General features: G+C 72.5%; 10 protein-coding genes. 5 read left to right on the top strand and 5 right to left on the bottom strand.

From position 1 onward, the window contains the following. Positions 1–54: 54 nt before the first annotated feature. The 3 genes from ACWFR3_RS34705 to ACWFR3_RS34695 are packed head-to-tail and all read right to left on the bottom strand — an operon-like array spanning position 55 to position 6,799. Complete coding sequence (locus tag ACWFR3_RS34705; protein WP_453738665.1) at positions 55–1,710, bottom strand: glycosyltransferase family 2 protein; 1,656 nt, start codon at positions 1,708–1,710, stop codon at positions 55–57. Between the two features lie 50 nt (positions 1,711–1,760). Continuing rightward, positions 1,761–3,314 carry a hypothetical protein gene (locus ACWFR3_RS34700; RefSeq protein ID WP_453738664.1) on the bottom strand — a complete coding sequence of 518 codons (1,554 nt, stop codon included), beginning with the start codon at positions 3,312–3,314 and terminating at the stop codon, positions 1,761–1,763. After that, the gene (locus tag ACWFR3_RS34695; RefSeq protein ID WP_453738663.1) at positions 3,311–6,799 is read right to left on the bottom strand and encodes a CDP-glycerol glycerophosphotransferase family protein; all 3,489 of its coding nucleotides are present in this window, start codon (positions 6,797–6,799) and stop codon (positions 3,311–3,313) included. Before ACWFR3_RS34695 ends, ACWFR3_RS34700 begins: the two co-directional genes overlap by 4 nt. Positions 6,800–6,962: 163 nt before the next feature. On the opposite strand from ACWFR3_RS34695, the gene ACWFR3_RS34690 reads away from it, so the two are divergent. After that, the gene (locus ACWFR3_RS34690) at positions 6,963–9,047 is read left to right on the top strand and encodes a bifunctional glycosyltransferase/CDP-glycerol:glycerophosphate glycerophosphotransferase (protein WP_453738662.1); all 2,085 of its coding nucleotides are present in this window, start codon (positions 6,963–6,965) and stop codon (positions 9,045–9,047) included. A 1-nt stretch (position 9,048) separates the two neighbouring features. Here ACWFR3_RS34690 and ACWFR3_RS34685 read toward each other — a convergent pair whose 3' ends face one another. Beyond that, on the bottom strand, positions 9,049–11,895 hold the full coding sequence (locus ACWFR3_RS34685) for a stealth conserved region 3 domain-containing protein (protein ID WP_453738661.1): 2,847 nt from the start codon (positions 11,893–11,895) through the stop codon (positions 9,049–9,051). Next, positions 11,892–12,872: a hypothetical protein gene (locus tag ACWFR3_RS34680; protein ID WP_453738660.1), complete on the bottom strand. Its 981-nt coding sequence runs from the start codon at positions 12,870–12,872 to the stop codon at positions 11,892–11,894. Before ACWFR3_RS34680 ends, ACWFR3_RS34685 begins: the two co-directional genes overlap by 4 nt. 133 nt (positions 12,873–13,005) lie before the next feature. Here ACWFR3_RS34680 and ACWFR3_RS34675 point away from each other — a divergent pair, with 133 nt between their 5' ends. Genes ACWFR3_RS34675 through ACWFR3_RS34660 form a run of 4 tightly spaced genes read left to right on the top strand, consistent with a single transcriptional unit; the run spans position 13,006 to position 17,580 of the window. Beyond that, a complete protein-coding gene (locus tag ACWFR3_RS34675) occupies positions 13,006–14,745 on the top strand; it encodes a hypothetical protein (RefSeq protein ID WP_453738659.1) in 1,740 nt (579 codons plus the stop codon). Further along, positions 14,742–15,905 carry an acyltransferase family protein gene (locus ACWFR3_RS34670; protein ID WP_453738658.1) on the top strand — a complete coding sequence of 388 codons (1,164 nt, stop codon included), beginning with the start codon at positions 14,742–14,744 and terminating at the stop codon, positions 15,903–15,905. The genes ACWFR3_RS34675 and ACWFR3_RS34670 overlap by 4 nt, the downstream gene beginning before the upstream one ends. A 51-nt stretch (positions 15,906–15,956) precedes the next feature. After that, on the top strand, positions 15,957–16,700 hold the full coding sequence (locus ACWFR3_RS34665) for a methyltransferase domain-containing protein (protein ID WP_453738657.1): 744 nt from the start codon (positions 15,957–15,959) through the stop codon (positions 16,698–16,700). Between the two features lie 55 nt (positions 16,701–16,755). Further along, on the top strand, positions 16,756–17,580 hold the full coding sequence (locus ACWFR3_RS34660) for a TylF/MycF/NovP-related O-methyltransferase (protein WP_453738656.1): 825 nt from the start codon (positions 16,756–16,758) through the stop codon (positions 17,578–17,580). Positions 17,581–17,637: the final 57 nt, after the last annotated feature.

The following is a 17,637-nucleotide window of genomic DNA, read 5'->3' as shown; positions in this document are numbered from 1 at the left end:
TCCGCCATCGGCGTCCGGACGTGCAGTCTCGCAGAGCCCTCTGTACGGGCCGCGTCAGCGTCCGCCGCTGCCCACCCACCGCGCGAGGCGCCTGCGCACCACCCCCGCCACGCCCCGCACCCCGGGCGCGAGCCGCACCGCGAGGTTCCCGGCCTGCGTGGCGTACGGCTGGGCGAGGAGCAGGCCCCGGCGTGAGGGGAGTGCCGTGCGCCGCAGCAGTCCGGGGCCCGCGACCGCCCGCGCCGTCGTCTCGCGCGCCGTGCCGTCGCGGAAGTGGAGGCGCAGCCGCAGGTCCCACACGCCGCCGCCGAGCGAGCCGAGGTCGAGGACGACCCTGGTCACCCAGCTGTCCGTCTCCTCGGCGTCCCCGGAATCGGCGGGGTTGAGGGCCGTCGTGCGGCGCAGCACCGGGCCGTCGCCGTTCCTCGGCGCGAGCTCCACGTCGACCGTGGTGGGGCCCGCGTCGGCCACCCGCCCGTACAGCTCGTGCAGCCGCAGCGTCAGGCGGCTGCCGTGCGCGCGGGGGCGCAGTTCGGCGTCGACCGCGAGGGGGAGCAGGCGGATGGGGCGTACGAGGAGGTGCTCCAGGGTGACCTGCGGCAGTTCGGGGGACCAGACGGGCGTGGTGCCGTCGGGCGCCAGGGCGTAGGGGGGCGAGAGGCGGGCGGGGCGGGCGGCCACTTCCTGGAGGCGGGTCAGGTCGCGCGGCCCGGGGGACGCCAGGATCACGCGGGCGATGACCCTGCCGGGCGCGGGCGCCGCGTCCAGGTCGGCCGCGTCGAAGGTTTCGAGGTACGCGCGCGTGACCGTCCACCACTCCTCGCGGTACTCCTTGCTGCGCGCGGTGAGTTCACGCGCGTACATCCGCAGGCTGTGGTCGACGAACTTCGCGCGGGAGGCCTGCGCGAGCCGCTTGCCCGCCGTGCCGGTCGGGCTGCGCGCCTCCCGGAGGATCTCGACCGACAGGCGGTGGGCCTCCATGCGGGCCTTCCAGTTGCCGATGCCCGAGCGGTCCAGGGAGATCGACAGCTTGGCGGCCGTGCGGCGCACGTTCCACACGTAGACGGGGTCGGTGATCAGCGCGATGCGCGGGCCCGCCGCCAGGACGCGGGCCGTGAAGACGAAGTCCTCGTACGTGAAGCGGCCCTCGGGGAAGCGGACCGCGTGCTTTCGCAGGAAGTCGGTGCGGTAGAGCTTGTTGACGCAGAGGGTGTCGTGGACCAGGCGGGTGCGCAGCTCGGGACGGGCGATGAGCCGGTCCTTCGTGTAGAGCATGGGCTGCCAGGGGCTCTCGCGGCCCGAGGGCAGCTCGCGGCGTACGCAGAGACCGGTGACCACCTCGGCGTCGTGCCGCGCGGCGGCCTTGAGCAGGGCGTCCACCGCGCCGGGCGGCAGGACGTCGTCGCTGTCGAGGAACATCACGTACGGGGACGTCGTGGCCTCGATGCCGTCGTTGCGGGGAGTGCCGCAGCCGCCGCTGTTGACGGAGCGGCGGACGGGCTTGACGCGCGGGTCCTCCTGCGCGAGGACCGCGAGCAGCTCGCCGCTGCCGTCCGTGGAGCAGTCGTCGACGGCGATCACCTCGCGGACGGCGGGGCCCTGGGCGAGGGCCGAGCGCACGGCGTCCGCGATGTGCGCGGCGTCGTTGTAGCCGATCACGACGACGCAGACCCGGGGCGACGGGGGCGGGGGAGACAGAGAGAGGTCCACGGGGGAAATTTTAGAGGTTGCCAGTAATTATCCGATTAGGGGGTCTTCTGCTAGTTCGTGTCCTTGCCGTTCACGCGCGCGAGGATTTCGCCGGTCCGCGGGCCCCACGCCACCACCACCGCCTCCTTCGGCACCTTCTGGTCGGGCGAGAGGAGCAGCCAGCGCACGTCGTAGCGGCGGACGATCCGGGTGCGTTCGGCGCGGGCGGAGTCGGCGGAGAGGTAGTCGCGCACCTCCTGGAGGCGGTGGTTGCGCGTGTCCTCGGCCAGCGAGGGGTCCGGCCAGGCGGGGGCGACGAGGTTGGCGCCGTACGCCGGGACGGAGCGGGTCGGGTAGTAGCCGTCGGTCAGGACGACGTCCCCCCTGTGCATCTGGCTCACCGCCCAGCCGTAGCCGGGCCAGCGCGGCGGCTGGTCGAAGCCCACCGGGTCAAGGGCCCGCGGCACGACCGCCCCGGCCTGGAGCGTGAAGAACCCGACGGCCGCTCCGGCGGCCGCGACGCCCCCCAGGGCCATGCGCCACCGGCGCCAGGGCCGCGGCGCCGCAAGCTCGATCGCGAGGGCGAACTGGAGCGGGACCAGGGTCAGGCCCAGGATGCGCCCGTAGGTGTAGTGGCCGCTGAACCAGCCGTACGCCACGACCGCGCAGTCCAGGGCGAACATCAGGACCAGGGGGTCGCGGCGGTTCCTGCGGAACCTCAGGGCGAGGGCGGGCAGGCCGAGCAGGGCGAGCCAGAATCTCTGCGGCATCTCGGTGTAGAGCTGCCGGTGGATCCAGTCGACACTCGCGTCCCCGACCAGGGAGAACACGGAGTAGTACGGCCAGCTCGCCGCGATCACCGCCGCCGTCACGGCGGTCAGCCCCCACTTCCAGACTCCGGCGAGCGGCCGCCGGGCCGAGGCCGCGAACGCCACGACGCCGATCACCGCCGCCACGGACGAGATCGGGTGGACCAGCAGGATCACCCCGCAGAGCGCGCCCAGACCCGCGTACGCCCAAGGGCTCCGAGGGCTCCGAGGCGTCTTCGCCAGCGAACCGGCCCACCCCCACGCCCAGAACGCCAGACCGATCGCGAACGTCGACGGATACGCGAGGTTCCCCGTCATCGACATCAGGCCGAGGTAGCCGCTCCACCACGCCATCCGGGTGCCCCAGAGCACGACCATGGCGAACAGGGCGAGGACAGGAGCCCACTGACGTGCCGTCAGGATGCGTACGAAGCGGCCGAGGCCCGTGAGCAGCACCAGCAGGTTCAGCGGCCCCGCGAGCTTCACGACCTCCCAGCCCGCGAGCCCCGTCACCCGCGCGAAGACGCCCTGCGCCACCGCGTACGGCGAGTAGTACGGGCTGCCCGCGCCCGGCAGGTCCGCCATCGGGTGGCGCGGGTGCAGCAGGTTGTCCTTGAGCCGCTCGACGACCGCCGCGTGCTGCCCGAAGTCGCAGCACATCGGCACCCGCCAGAAGGCGAGGGACACGACGATCCAGAAGAGCCCGCCGAACACGGCGTACGGGCTCGGCCGCCACCGCCTGCGTGGGTGCAGGGCCGTCGCGCCGTGGGCCTCGCGGCGTGTGCGGAGACCGGCCCTCCGCGTGGCCATGGTCATCGCATGAGCCTCTCCGCGACCCGGGCCGCGGCCTGTCCGTCGTCCAGGTCGCAGTAGGCCTCGCGGAACGCCGCGTACGCGTCCGCGTGCCGGGCCGTGAGCGAGTCCAGGTCGCGCAGCGCCTCGACGACCTCGCCGGTGGAGGCGAGCAGCGGTCCCGGCGCGCTGGTCTCGAAGTCGAGGTAGAAGCCGCGGACCGTGTCGCGGTAGTGCTCCAGGTCGTAGGCGTGGAAGAGCATCGGCCGCCCGGTGTGCGCGAAGTCGAACATCAGGGAGGAGTAGTCGGTGACAAGGACGTCCGCGATCAGCAGGAGTTCGGCCGTGCGGGGGTGGGACGACACATCGCGTACGAAGGGTGCGCGGGCCCCGGACAGGCGGCCCGCCGTCAGCGGGTGCTTGCGTACGAGCAGGACGTGGTCGTCGCCGAGCACGCGCTCGGCCGCGGCGAAGTCGAGCGCGGGTTCGTAGCGGAAGCGGCCGGGGGAGTAGGCGAGATGGTCGCGGTAGGTCGGTGCGTACAGGACGATCTTCTTGCCGGGGGTGATGCCGAGTTCGTGGCGGACGCGTTCGGCGACCTTGCCGCGGTCCTCGGAGAAGAGGACGTCGTTGCGGGGCGAGCCCGCTTCCATGACCTCGCCCCCGTAGGCGAGCGCGCGTCCCAGGTGGGGGGTGGAGAAGCGGTTCGGGGAGACGAGCACGTCCCACTGCCGGGAGAGCCCCGGCAGGGCGTCGAGGTGGCCGTGGTCGGCGTAGAGGGTGTCGGTGAGGTCGGTGCCGATGCGCTTGAGGGGCGCGCCGTTCCAGGTCTGTACGACGGTCTGCCCCTCCCGCCGCTCGAAGAAGTCGGGCAGATGGCCCGCGGTGACGATGCGCCGGCAGCGGGCGAGGGCCTCGTACCAGGCGGCGCTGTGCTCCTCCACGCCCGTCGCCCCGGCGGGCACCCGCGTCTGCTGGTCCTGCGTCACCCACAGGTGCTCGACGTCGGCGCCGCGCCGCACCAACTCCTCGTGGACCGCGCGCGGGGAGTCCCCGTCGAAGTAGAGCACCGCGTCCCGCAGGGGCTGGTCGCGCTGCCGCGGATAGTGCGCGGTGCGCAGCCGGTGCCGCCGGTAGGCCCCCCGCTCCCCGCGCGCGAGCACGGACCCGGCCTCGACGAGCAGCCGGTCCCCGAACCGCCGGTCGACGCTGAACTCCCGCCCGGCCAACTCCTGGTGGAGCGGCAGCGCGGCGGACACGGAGGCGAGCAGCCGCACGGGCATGCCGTCCTGCGAAACGCCGGGCGAGGCGGGGCCTGACCGGTCTCCCCCCGCCTCCCGCAGGAACGCGTACCAGCGCCCCTCCCGCAGCACCCCGCCCCCCGGCGCCACCACTCCCCGGAAGCGGCCCGCCGTGCGCTCCACCGGCACGGTTACTTCCTCGTCCCTGCCGCTGTGGCGCAGCACCAGTTCCGCCGCGTCCCAGCTCGCGTCGGAGACCGAGCCCTCGATCGTCAGGGTGCCGTCCCCGCTCCACGCCACCCGGTCGGCGATCGGCTGGCGGGTCAGTTCGACGACGAGTTGGCCCTGGTCGTTCGCCGACGCGCAGAGTTCACGGTCGCCCTCGTGGGAGGCGTAGCGGCCGGGGGGCAGGTCGAGGGTGGCCGCCAGGGACTTCAGCTTGCCGTCCGGGAGCACCAGGTTGGCCTGCCAGCGGTCGCCGTGCGGGGGCTCGACCTCCTTGGGGGCGAGGTGCGGGGTGGGCGCGATGTCCGCCAGGTCCGCGAGGCGCACCCGGACGTCGAAGCGGTCGTCGCCCGGCAGCGTCACGGGGTAGTCGAACTCCGCCGATGAGTGCTTGTGCGTCAGGCGCAGGGCCGTCGGCCGCAGATGGCTCGGCAGGTGGCCGCCGAGCACCATGTCGTCGCCGTCCCTGTGATGGGCGTCGACGCGCGCCACGTAGTCCTGGATCCGCAGCACCAGGCGGCCCTTGCTGAAGCCGAGGACCAGGCGGAGCCCGTCGCCCAGTTCGCGCACGACCGACTGCGCGGACGAACCGTCCAGGGGGCGGACCGCGGCCCGCCGCACCGCACCGTGGCCCGCGACGAGCACTCCGAGCAGCCAGTTGCCGGGACGCCACCGGCCACCCGTCTTCAGCTGTTCGGGGTCGATGGTGAGCTCGAACCCGGAGAGGTCGTAGCAGTGCAGCTGCTGCTTGGAGTTCTCGGTGGCCTGCGGGGCGGCGACCGTCCGGGTGGCGACCTTCCTCAACTGCGCTCTGCTGTGCGCCGACTTGAGGACGGCCGCCTTGACGGAGTGGCCGGGGCGCGTGGCCTCCAGATTGCGCACGTACGCGTACCCGCTGATCCGCAGCAGCCCGTCCGCGCCCCAGCCGGCCTCCCGGACCCTGGCGATGACCGGCAGTTCGCCGCGGCTCAGGCGGGCCAGCTCCTGCGGCACCTTGATGTGACCGCCGGAGCTCCGCGGATACGCGGCACTGCGCCGCACCACGCCCCGGATCCGGAACGCGTTGCCGTTGCGCTGCTCGAAGGTGAGCAGATCGATCAGGTCGTCGGTGCGGCCCTCGCGCACGAGATGCCATTTCACGCGCAGGGACACCGGAAGGCCCGCGATCACTCCCGGATCCGCGCGGCGCAGGAACGCCGACGCGCCCTTCATGAAGGTCGCGCGGTACTCGGGCCCGCCCATCGGCAGACCCTGGAGGAAGTACACGAAGTCGTCGCGCAGGCAGGAGGTGTCGTACGTCCCCCGCATCTCGGGCGCGTGCTCGGCGAGGAACGCGCTGACGTGCGCGCACGCCGCGATCCGGTCGCGCACGCCCTTGACGTCCGTGCGCCGCCGGGTGATCGAACCCTCGCGCACCCGCCAGTAGTAGACGTGGTCGCTGAGCACGTCCACGGAGCCCGCGAGGAAGTGCGCGGGGATCATGACGGGCGTGTCCTCGTAGAGCTTGCCCTCGGGGAAGGTGAAGCCGTGCCGGTCCCAGAAGGCGCGCCTGAAGACCTTGTTCCAGGCGACGCGGTCGGCGAGCAGCTCCAGGTCACGGCTGATGTGCGTGCGCGAGCGCGGCTCGGTGAGCCACTTGTACTGCCAGGCCTGCTGGCGTCCGCGCTCGTTCAGGCGCCAGACGTTGCCGCTCGCGAAGTCGGATCCCGTCGAGTCGAGGCTCGCGGTCATCCGGGCGTACGCGTCGTGCGGCACGACGTCGTCGCTGTCGACGAACGTCAGGTACTCGGCGGTCGGCGTGGCGTGCCGCACCCCGGTGTTGCGGGCGGCGCTGAGGCCCGCGTTCGGCTGGCGCACATAGACGAACCGTGGATCCTTCGCCGCGAACTCACGCGCGATCAGGGGGCTGCCGTCCGTCGAACCGTCGTCGACGAGCACGGCCTCCAGATCGGCCATGGTCTGCCCGGCGATCGATTCCAGGCACTCCTCCAGAAACTCCTCGACGTTGTAGATGGGCACGACGACGCTGAGACGGGGCTGCACGGCGACCGGCCTTTCGTACGCTCCCGGGCGTGGGAGTAATCATGGGAGCACGGGCGTATTCATCCCCTTTGCCCGTTCTCGTCAATTTTTTTGCCTCGCTTCACCCCAATGAGTGAGGAGCGGTCTTCGACAGGGCGTGTTCGTGTGACTACCTTCGGTGTTCATGTCGCGCTTCTCGGTTGTCGTCCCCGCCCATCGCGTCCAGGGCTACCTGAGGGAATGCCTGGACTCCGTGCTCGACCAGAGCCGCGCCGATCTGGAGCTGATCGTCGTGGACGACGCGTCGCCGGACGCGTCCGCCGCGATCGCCGCGGAGTGTGCGGAGCGCGACTCGCGCGCGCAACTCGTCCGCGTCCCCGCGCACGCCGGACCGGGCCCCGCCCGCAACATCGGCGCGGACCGCGCCACCGGCGACTACCTCCTCTTCCTCGACGGCGACGACCTGCTCCTGCCGGGCGCCCTCGACGCGATCGCCGAAGCCCTGGACGCGGCGGACGACCCGGACGTCCTGCTCTTCGGCCATGACCGCGTCGACTGGTGGGAGAACGTGCGCCCCGGCGGCGACGACCTGACGGGCGACCCCCTCTCCGTCACCGTCGCCGCCTGGAACCGCGTCTTCAGGCGCGGCTTCTGGCAGGAGCGCCGGCTCGCGTTCGGCGACGGGGCGTACGAGGACGTGGTGCCGGTGCGGCGCGCGACCCTGGCCGCGGGCGCACGCACCGCCGTGCTCGACAAGCCCTGCGTCCGCTGGCGCGAGCGGCGCGGCGGCAGCTTCGCCAAGACGCCGGGCCGGGAGCACTTCGCGGTCATCGGGCGCTACGAGGAGCTGCTCGCCGCCGCCGACTCGGCCGACCGCGCCCGGCTCGTCCCGCACGCGGCGGCGCATCTGCTCGCCGTGCTCGACGACCCCGGACGCGTCACGCCGCGCGACCGCCGTGACTTCTTCCGCGGGGCGGCCCGCCTCTACCGGACGTACGGCCCCGCGGACGCCGCGTCCACGCCGGGTGTGAAGGCCCTCGCCACCGCCTCGTACGGCGCCTACGAAGCGCAGCGCAAGAGCCGCACCCGCAGGAAGGGCGTCACCCGCAGGCTCAGGGAGCAGAAGAAGAAGCTCCGCGCCCGCGCCATGCGCATGGCCTACCGCACCGACCTGCGCCGCCCCCTCGACCCCCACCTCGCGGTCTACGGCGCCTACTGGAACCGCGGCGTCTCCTGCAACCCGGCCGCCATCCACGCCAAGGCCCGCGAACTCGCCCCGCACATCAGGGGCGTATGGGTGGTCTCGTCCCGGAACAAGCACCGCGTGCCGGACGGCGTCGAGTACGTCATCGAGGGCTCGCGGCGCTACTGGCAGGCGATGGCCACGGCGTCGTACCTGATCAACAACTCCAGCTTCCCCGGCGGCTTCACCAAACGCCCCGGACAGGTCTACCTCCAGACCCACCACGGCACGCCGCTCAAGAAGATGGGCCTCGACCAGCGCCGCTACCCCGCGGGCACGCACGGCATCAGCTTCCAGAAGATCCTCGACCACACCGACCAGTGGGACTTCAGCCTCTCCGCGAACCCGCACTCCACGGAGGTCTGGGAGCGGGTCTACCCCTCGACGGCGTACCAGGCCCTGGAGGCGGGCTATCCGCGCAACGACATCTACTTCACGGCCGGGGAGAGCGAAATCGCCCGTATCCGCGCCGAGTTGGGGATCCCGCACGGGCGGACGGTGCTGCTCTACGCCCCCACCCACCGCGACTACCAGAAGGGCTTCCTGCCCGGCCTCGACCTGGAGCGCTTCGTGCGCTCACTCGGCCCCTCATACGTCGTGCTCGTGCGCGCCCACTATTTCTACGGCGCCGACGCGGGCCTGCGCGGCCACCCGCAGCTTGTCGACGTCACCGGGCACGCGCGCGTGGAGGACCTCTGCCTGGCCGCCGACGCCCTCGTCACGGACTACTCGTCGCTGATGTTCGACTACGCCTGCCTGGACCGCCCGATCGTGACGTACGCCCCCGACTGGCAGGCCTACCGCCTGGCCCGCGGCACCTACTTCGACCTCCTGTCGGGGCGAGAGGGCGAGACGCCGGGGGCCGTGGCCACCACCGAGCAGGAGCTCGCGGAACTCTTCGCGGGCGACGCCTGGGACACCGTGCGCACGACGAAGCTGCGGGCGGCGTTCCGGGCGCGGTTCTGCCCGTACGACGACGGGAGCGCCGCCGAGCGCGTGGTCCGGCGGCTGTTCCTGTCGCAGTAGGTCAGACCCGCTCGTAGGGCGAGCGCACCGGGAAGTACGCCGCCAGGAACGAGCGCATGGCGAGCGCCATCTCCTCGTCGGCCAGCTCGCTGTCCGGGGACTCGCCGATGCAGAAGGCCGTCTTGTTGCGGCCCTGGAGCAACTGGCCCAGGCGCGCGTGGTCGGCACGCTTCCCGATGTCCACGAAGTCGTACGAGATGCCCGCCGGCACCGCCCGGCCCGTCAGGTAGGCGTAGTGGTGGTGCAGGGACGACACCAGGGCGATGTCGCCGTTCGAGCGGAAGCGGCTGCGCGCGGTGGCTGCCAGCTCGTCGGAGAACCGCTCGGTGAGCTCCGCGAGGACGCTGCGGTGCAGGGCGTAGGGCGCGTGGAAGAAGCTGTGCGTCGTCGTCCTGCCGAACTCCTCCTCAAGCAGCGCGCGGTTGTTCTTCGCGGCGGCCAGATAGCCCTCGTCGTCCGGAGAGACGGGGAGCGCGGGCACGGAGGCCGACGACCAGAAGAATCTGGAGAGCCCCGAGCTGTGGAAGAAGGTGTGCGGGGTGGTGGGGCGGCCGAGGAACATGTCGTCGTTGAGGTAGAGGAAGTGCTCCGACAGGCCCTCGATGCGGTGCAGCTGGCTCTCGATGGAGTGGGAGTTGAAGGTGGGCAGCGCGGCGTCCGGGTCGGCGAACAGGTCGCGGTGGTCGACGACCGTGACGTCCGGGTGGTCCGCGTCGAGCCAGGCCGGGGCCTGGCCCGCCGTGACGAGGTAGACGTGCCGGATCCACGGCGCGTTCGCCGCCAGGGAGCGCAGGGAGTAGCGCAGCTCGTCGCGGTTGCGGAAGCGGACGGCGCCGTGGTCCGGCGACGTCCCGTCGCCGGGGCCGCCGAGGGCCGCGTCACGTCTGGCGCGCCACTCGGGGTCGGAGTCGTCGACCCAGGTGTAGACGGCGTCGACGGGGAAGTCGATGTCCCCGATCAGGAGCCGGGCGAAGACGTCGAGGGTCGGGTAGGTGCGGCCAGCGACGCGGAGGGTGGCGGTGGGGGAGAGGGAGGGCAGCTCGGACCCGGCGAGGGTGGTGCCGAAGGGGGCGCGCCGGGTGTCGGATCCCCCGGACCCGGCCCCGTCCTCCTCATCGGCGACCCGCGGCCAGAACGCCACCGTGCAGGCCTGCCCGGCACCGTGCCGCAGGGAGAGCGTCGTCGTGGTCACCGGCTTGAAGAGCTTGATGCCCGCGACCTCGCCGATGCCGTCGAGGCGCTCGGCGAGCACGACTCCGGGCGCGGCGTCCCGCGGGCGGATCAGCTCGGCGTAGACGGGCTGGCCGTGCAGTGACTCGGCGATCGCCTTGAGCGCGCCGTCGCGCTCGTCGTCGGCAACGGCGAGGGTGTGCGTGGTGTCCGACGTGCGGACCAGGACATAGGGAATGTCCTCGGACTCCAGCGCGGTCGCGGCCAGTTGGAGGTTCCAGTCGGTCATGTCGGGCGCGAGCACGTCGTCGCGCCGCTCGGCGATCCTGCCCACCGAGCGGATGAGCAGGCCGCTGGTGTCGGCGGCGATGATCTCGTCCTCGCGGGCCCGCTCGTCGGCGCCGGGCGCGGCGTCCAGGGTGTACGGCGTGGTGGGACGGAAGCCGCTCCCGCCGGACGCGACGCCGAGCGCCACCCGGTCCGCCCGGCCGTCGAGCCGTTCGGGGGCGTCGCGCCGGGCCACGAGCCGGGAGTACAGCTCCTGCCAGCGCGCGGTGACATCGGTGGAGGAGAAGCGGGCGTAGACGCCCTCGCGGGCGGCGTGGGCATAGCTGCGGCGGGTCTCCGGGTCGCCCATCAACTCGCTCATGGCGGCGGCCAGTTCATGGATCTCGCCGGGCGGTACGAGCAGTCCGTCGACGCGGTGCCTGACGATCTCGGCGGGCCCGGTCAGGACGTCGTACGCGATGACGGGGACGCCCGCGGCGAGCGCTTCGAGCAGCACGAGCGGGAACGCCTCGTTGTGCCCCGCCGTCATCAGGGTGAGTCCCGCCTTGGCCCACTCGGCGGCCATGTCCCGGCAGGGGCCGAGGAGTTCGACGCGGTCCTGGAGGCCGAAGCCGTCGACCAGGCGGCGCAGCTGCTGCTCTCGGTGGCCGCCGCCGAAGACGCGCAGGGTCCAGTCCGGGTAGGCGTCGGCGAGTTCGGCGAAGGCCCGTACGGCGTGGTCGACGCGTTTCTCGCCGGTCAGGCGCGCGGCCATGACGATGACCTTGCTCTCGCCGTCGGCGCGGGGCCGGAAGCCGTCCGGCACGGCGTTCGGGATGACCGCGAGCTCGGGGGCGGTGGCGCCGAGGGACTCCGCGATCCAGTCGCGGGTGCGCTCGGTGAGGGTGACCAGGGCGTCCAGGCGCGGGGCGTGCAGGAGCAGGGGTTCGCCGGAGGGGCCGCGGCGCTGGGTGGGGCGGTGCTCCTGGTGCACGGTGACGACCCCGGCCGGGACGAGCGCGACGGCGGCGGCCATCAGGGCGGGTGTCGTGGTGACCAGGACGTCGGTGTCCAGGGTGGTCAGGGCGGCGGTCATCTCGATGTCGGAGAGCCGGTCGAAGGCGGACTCCCAGGAGGGCTTGATCAGTTCGCTGGGCAGCGCGGCCAGGGTGCGGCAGGCGGACTCGTCCAGGCGGGACGCGCGCACCGGGCGCTCCGGGGTCGCCGTGCGGTCCACGAGATAGCGGACGGGGAGGCTGCGGGCCTCGGGGAAGAAGGGCTCGGGGCGGGTCCGGAAGACGGAGATGACCTCGACGTCGTGCCGGTCCGCGAGGTGCTGGGCCTGGGTGTAGGTGGCCAGCTCGGTGCCGCCCATCTCGTCGCCCCAGCCGAGCAGGTACGTGATCTTCATGAGGTCTCCTTCGAGATGTCCCAGCACGTCAGGGCGAAGGCGCCGGACTTGGTGAAGTGGGCGTGGGCGCGGACCAGGGCGCCGCCCGGCAGGGCGAAGACACGGAAGGGAGTGGGACAGGCGGCAGCGGGATCGCGTACGTCGGAGAGCCAACGGCCGAGGGGGAGCGAAGTGCCGCGGGGCTCCGGCTCCACGGTGAAGTCCCACACCCACTGGCCGGGGCTCGCCCCCGCCATCTCCGCGAGCGGCAGCGCGAAGCTGAACTCGGCGCCCTCCCAGATCGCCCCGACGCGCACGGTGACCCCGTCACGGCGCCGCACGGCCTGCGCGCGCCACCGCCGCCCCGGGCCCGTCCTGACGAGCCGCCCGTGCACGGTGATGCCTTCGCTGCCGGGCACGAACCGAAGCAGCTCGGCGCGGGGCCGCGACCGCGTCACCTGCAGCACCGCGCGCCCGCTGCGGCAGCGGACGGCGCGGATGAGCGTGCCGGTGCGGGGATCGGGGGCGTGCGCGAGGGTGGGCGTGGGCGGCAGTTCGGCGTCCGCGTCGGGACCGATGCCGCGCCGCTGCACGCGTCCGCGGGCATCGGTGGTGACGACCGTGAGCCGCCAGACGCCCTCGCCCAGACCGGGGCGGGCCGGGTCGTTCGCCTCGCCGGGGGCGTCACGTGCGTCGCGCAGCGTGGCGGTGGCGGCGAGGAGCAGGCCGCCGTGGGCGTGCCGCTCGAAGGCGAGCGGGATGCGGAACCTGCGGTGGCCGCGCGAGAGGACCAGGTGGGCCCGCTCGATCTGCTCGTCGGGGTGGACGGGGACGGCGAGGTTGAGCGTCCGGCTGTCCCGGATCGACAGATGCACGGGCGCCAGGAGGCCTTCTGCCCCGCCTGTGTTCCGGCCCGCGGTGGCGCGTTCCGCGCGGAAGCGGGTGGTCCGTGCGGCGGCGCCGAGCCGCCGGACGACGGGCGGCCGAGCCGGGGTCATGGCGTGAACCCAAAGTGGTGCATTGCCCCACTTTGCGCTTTGTTAGCTCATATGCGGGGTGTGACCGCGTCCGGGTCACCCGGCCGGCCCACGAAAGTGTGTCCCGGAGTGCGCTACGGGGTTAGACCCCTTAATGATCCATTCCCTCGCGCAGTTCCACCGCCGTAAGGAACCACCCGCTCTCGCAGTACCCGCACCCGCACCCGCACCCGGGACCGGCGCCGCCCTCGCCCTCTGCCGCCGCTGGGCCGACCCCGCGGCCGTGGCCTTCGCGACGCTCCTGATCACCTGGCGGGCGAGCGCCCTCGGCCAGTGGATCGTCGACGACGCGGCCATCACCTTCGCCTACGCCCGCAGCATCGACGAGGGCCTCGGCCCCGTGCAGCAACCGGGCGCCGACCCCGTCGAGGGGTACTCCAACTCCTCCTGGCTCGCCCTGCTCGTCGCCGGCCGCAGGCTCGGCCTCTTCGACCACGGCACGCTCCTCGGCGTCAGCGACCTGGTGCTCTACCCCAAGGCCCTCGCGCTGCTCTGCACGGCGGGCGTGCTCGCCTGCGTGGCCGCGACGGCGCGGGCCCTGCTGCCGGGACGCTCCTGGGCGGTGACGCTCCTGGCCGGCGCCATCCTCGCCGCGAACCTGTCGTACGTGGCGTGGTCCTTCTCGGGGCTCGAAAACCCGCTGTACGCGCTGACCGCCGCCGCGACCGGGGCGCTGCTCGTCCGGGGCGCCGTGCGCGGCACCCTGCTGCGGCCCGGCGTCGCCGCGAGCGCGGGGGCCATCGCCCTGCTCGCCGCGCTGACCCGCCCCGACGGAGCGGTGCTCGCCGCGGCCTACCCGCTGGCCGTGCTGCTGTTCCTGCGCCGGGAGAGCCTCGCTCGGGCCGCGCGGGCGGTGGCGCTGAGCTGCGGCACCTTCGCGCTGCCGTACGCGGTGTTCCTGCTGTGGCGCCGCGCGACCTTCGGGCTCTGGATCCCGAACACGGCGGTGGCCAAGGCCCAGAAGCCGCCGCAGCTCGCCCAACTGGGCTCGGCGGGCGAGCTGTTGGCGTACGGCGGCTGGGCGCTCGCCCTGATCGGCGCGGCCTGCGTCGGCACCGCGCTCGCCCGTCCGGGCCCGGCCCGCAGAGCCCTGGCGGCGCTGCTCGTCCCGCTGGCCCTGACCCTCCTGGCGTACGGCGTGCTCGGCCGGGACTGGATGGCCCTGTACCGCTTCGCGACCCCGGTGTGGGTGCTCGCCGCGACGGCGCTCGCCCTGGCCGCGGGCACGGTCTTGCGAACGGAGAGCCTGCGCGCGCGTGCCGTCATCGGCTGCGCGCTCGCGGGCGCCCTGCTCCTCTCGGTCACCGGACAGGCCGCGCAGGACGGCAGGTTCAGCCGCCGCCCGACCCTGTCCATGTGCTACGTGGCCGAGCGCTACGGCGACACCTTCAACGCGTACGCCGCCCACCTCGGCCTGCGTGACGCCACCGTCGCCATGCCCGACCTGGGCGGCACGCTGCTCACCTCACGGCTGCGCGTCGTAGACATCGCGGGCCTCACCGACCGCCGGGTGGCCGCCGCTTACGCCGCCGCCGACCCGGCCGCCCTGCGCGACTACGTACTGAACGACGTGCGCCCCGAACTGCTCCACGTGCACGCCGCCTGGACCCGCAGAACGGGCCTGACCCCGCCCCTCCTCGCGGCAGCGGGTTACGTCCCCCTCTACGTCGAGGGCAACGGCGGCGACTTCGTAAGAGCGGACGCCGTACGGAACCCGGCCCGTATCGCCGCGGTGCGCGAGCGCGTGCGTCCGGCCCTGGACGACATGGTCCGCGAGATGCGCCCGGCGGGCTGCGCCCCGACGCTGCGCGCCGGAAAGGAGTTCCCCGCATGACGACGGCCCTCCCGCGCCAGACCCGCCCCCGCCCCGGCCTCCCCGCCACCGACGGCGACGCGCCCCGCGTCGACTCCCTGACCGGCATGCGCTTCCTCGCCGCCCTCGCGGTGTTCGTGCACCACTTCACCGGCCTCAGCGAGCACGGCGGCGTCGCCCACGCGCCGCTGCTCTTCCCGTACTCGACGCTCGGCGCGAACGGTGTGGGGTTCTTCTTCGTGCTCTCCGGCTTCCTGCTCACCTGGGGATACCGGCCCGGCACGCTCGCCCGCCTCTTCTACTGGCGCCGGGCGGGCCGCATCCTGCCCGCCCACCTGGTGGCGACCATCCCCGTCATCTGGGTCTTCTACCTCTGGGGCGGCGTTCCGACGGACGACTTCAGCTTCGTCGCCTCGCTCTTCCTCGTACAGACGTGGTTCCCCGGTGTCGTGCCGACGCTCCCCGGCAACGGCGTCGCCTGGACGCTCAGCGTCGAGGCCTTCTTCTACCTCCTCTTCCCGTTCGCGATCCGTGGCGCCCTGCGCCTGCGCACCCGCACCCTTGGCCTGCTAGCAGGGGGCGGGCTCGTCGCGATGTGGCTGGTCAAGTGGTGGACGGCCGTCCATCTCTCGCCCTTCGCCAGCGAATGGGTCATGCGCAACCCGGTGAGCAGGCTCCCCGAGTTCGGCGTCGGCATGGCCTTCGCGCTCGCCCTGCGCCGGGGCCACCGGTTCCGCCTCAGCCCGCCGGTGCTGCTCGGCTGCCTCGCCGGGTACGCCGTCGTCTACTGCCACCGCGCGACCTGGTTCGGCCCGCACACCGCCGAGCATCTCGCCTGGACCCTGCGGCCGTTCGCCGCCGTCTTCTCCGTGCTCTTCATCGCCGCCTGCGTGCAGCGGGAGCTGGCGGGGCATCGCGGCTGGCTGTGCTCGCGTCCGATGGTCCTTCTCGGGCTCTGGTCGTACGCCTTCTATCTGCTGCACCAGACCGTCAACCGGCTGATCCTCGACACCTGGGGCCGCCCGCAGCCGGACAATTCGGCGGTCTTCACCCTCCTGGGCGTCGCGCTCACCGTGGTCGCGCTGTCCTGGGCGATGTTCACGTACGTCGAGGAACCGGCACGGAAGTGGTGCGCGCGGCGCACTCCGAGCCGGTGGAGGCGCTGTGTCGGTACGCCTTAAATGCCGCTGATGCGTGAAAGATGCCTACCCAGGCCCTGCCCAGGAGGAGACGTGCACCAGTCCGCGTACGAACAGATGGAACTCTGTGTGGAGCAGTACATGCCCAGGGGGAAGCGCCACCGGGTCGTCGATCTCGGCGCCCGGGTCTCCGACGGGCAGACCCGCACCCACAAGACCCTGCTCGAAGGGCGTGACACGGAGTACGTGGGCGTCGACGTGCTCGACGGCCGCAATGTCGACGCGGTGATGACGAAGCCGTACCGCATCCCCGTGAAGTCCCGCAGCGCCGACTTCGTCATCTCCGGGCAGGCGTTCGAGCACATCCCCTTCTTCTGGGCGACGATGCTGGAGATCGCCCGCGTCCTGAAGCCGGAGGGCATCGCCTTCGTGACGGCGCCCTCGCGCGGCCACGTGCACGACGCGCAGGACTGCTGGCGCTACTACCCCGACGGATTCCGCGCCATGGCCGCGTACAGCAGGCTCGAACTCCGCGAGGCCTACACGGACTTCCCGCCCATGAAGGGCATCCGGCACGCCTATGCGGGCATCGACGCCAAGCACGCCTACTGGGGCGACTCCGTGGGCGTCTTCCAGCGGCCCCGGCGCTATCCGAGCCTCACCATGGCCTTCGTGCGGGCCGGCACCACCTGGTGGGCGAACAAGGTCGGCGGCGTCGACGGAATCCCGCTGCCCGAGCCGATCGAGGGCCGCGCTCTCTGCGGCAGGCCGAAGGTCGTGGTGGCCCCGCGTTCGGTGGAAGAGCAGCCCGTTTCCGCACCAAGTGACGTCACATGAAACTATGTTGACGAAACGTGACATCTAGGATGAGTTGCGCGTACTGTCCGCTTTCATGGCATGGCGACGCGCTGTGAATGGCGCACTGAAGCAACTGACCGGATATCAGCTGACGCGCAAACCCGTACCGGCCCCGCGCTCGGCGGCGGCCCCGGCGCCGAAGCCCGCCCCCGCATCGAAGCCGAAGCCGAAGCCGAAGGCCCTGAACCTCCCCGCCGACTACGACGACGAGGCGAAGGACATCATCCGTGCGGTGAAGCCGTACACGATGACATCGCCCGAGCGTCTGAACGCCTTCATCCTGGCGACCCGGCACGTCATCAGGCACAACATCCCCGGCGACATCGTCGAGTGCGGCGTGTGGCGCGGCGGTTCGATGCAGGCCTGCGCCAAGGCCCTGCTCGGCGCCGGTGTGACCGAGCGCGACCTGTACCTCTTCGACACCTTCGAGGGCATGACCCCGCCCACGGAGGAGGACCTGCGCCTGGACGGCAAGTCCGCCGAGGAACTGCTCAAGCTCCAGGGCAAGGACCGTCCCATCTGGGCCGTCGCCTCCCTCGACGACGTCAAGTCGGGCTTCGAGAAGGTGCCCTACCCCAAGGAGCGCGTGCACTACGTCAAGGGCATGGTCGAGGAGACCGTCCCGCGTCAGGCGCCCGAGCAGATCTCCGTCCTGCGCCTGGACACCGACTGGTACGCATCGACCAAGCACGAACTCGAAGAGCTGTACCCGCGATTGGTCAGCGGCGGCATCCTGCTCATCGACGACTACGGCTACTGGCAGGGATCGCGCAAGGCGGTCGACGAGTTCTTGGACAAGACGGGCGAACGCCTGCTGCTCCTGCGCATGGACGAGGGACGCATCGCGGTGAAGCCCTGACCCCGGCCCGTCCCGGATGCGGCACGTGAGCGGGCCCTGTGTCCGGCAGCCCCGAGC

It is taken from the genome of Streptomyces sp. NPDC055189 (assembly GCF_053606765.1).
The sequence above is the reverse complement of the archived record's forward strand: the minus strand, read 5'-3'. Positions and strand labels throughout refer to the sequence as shown.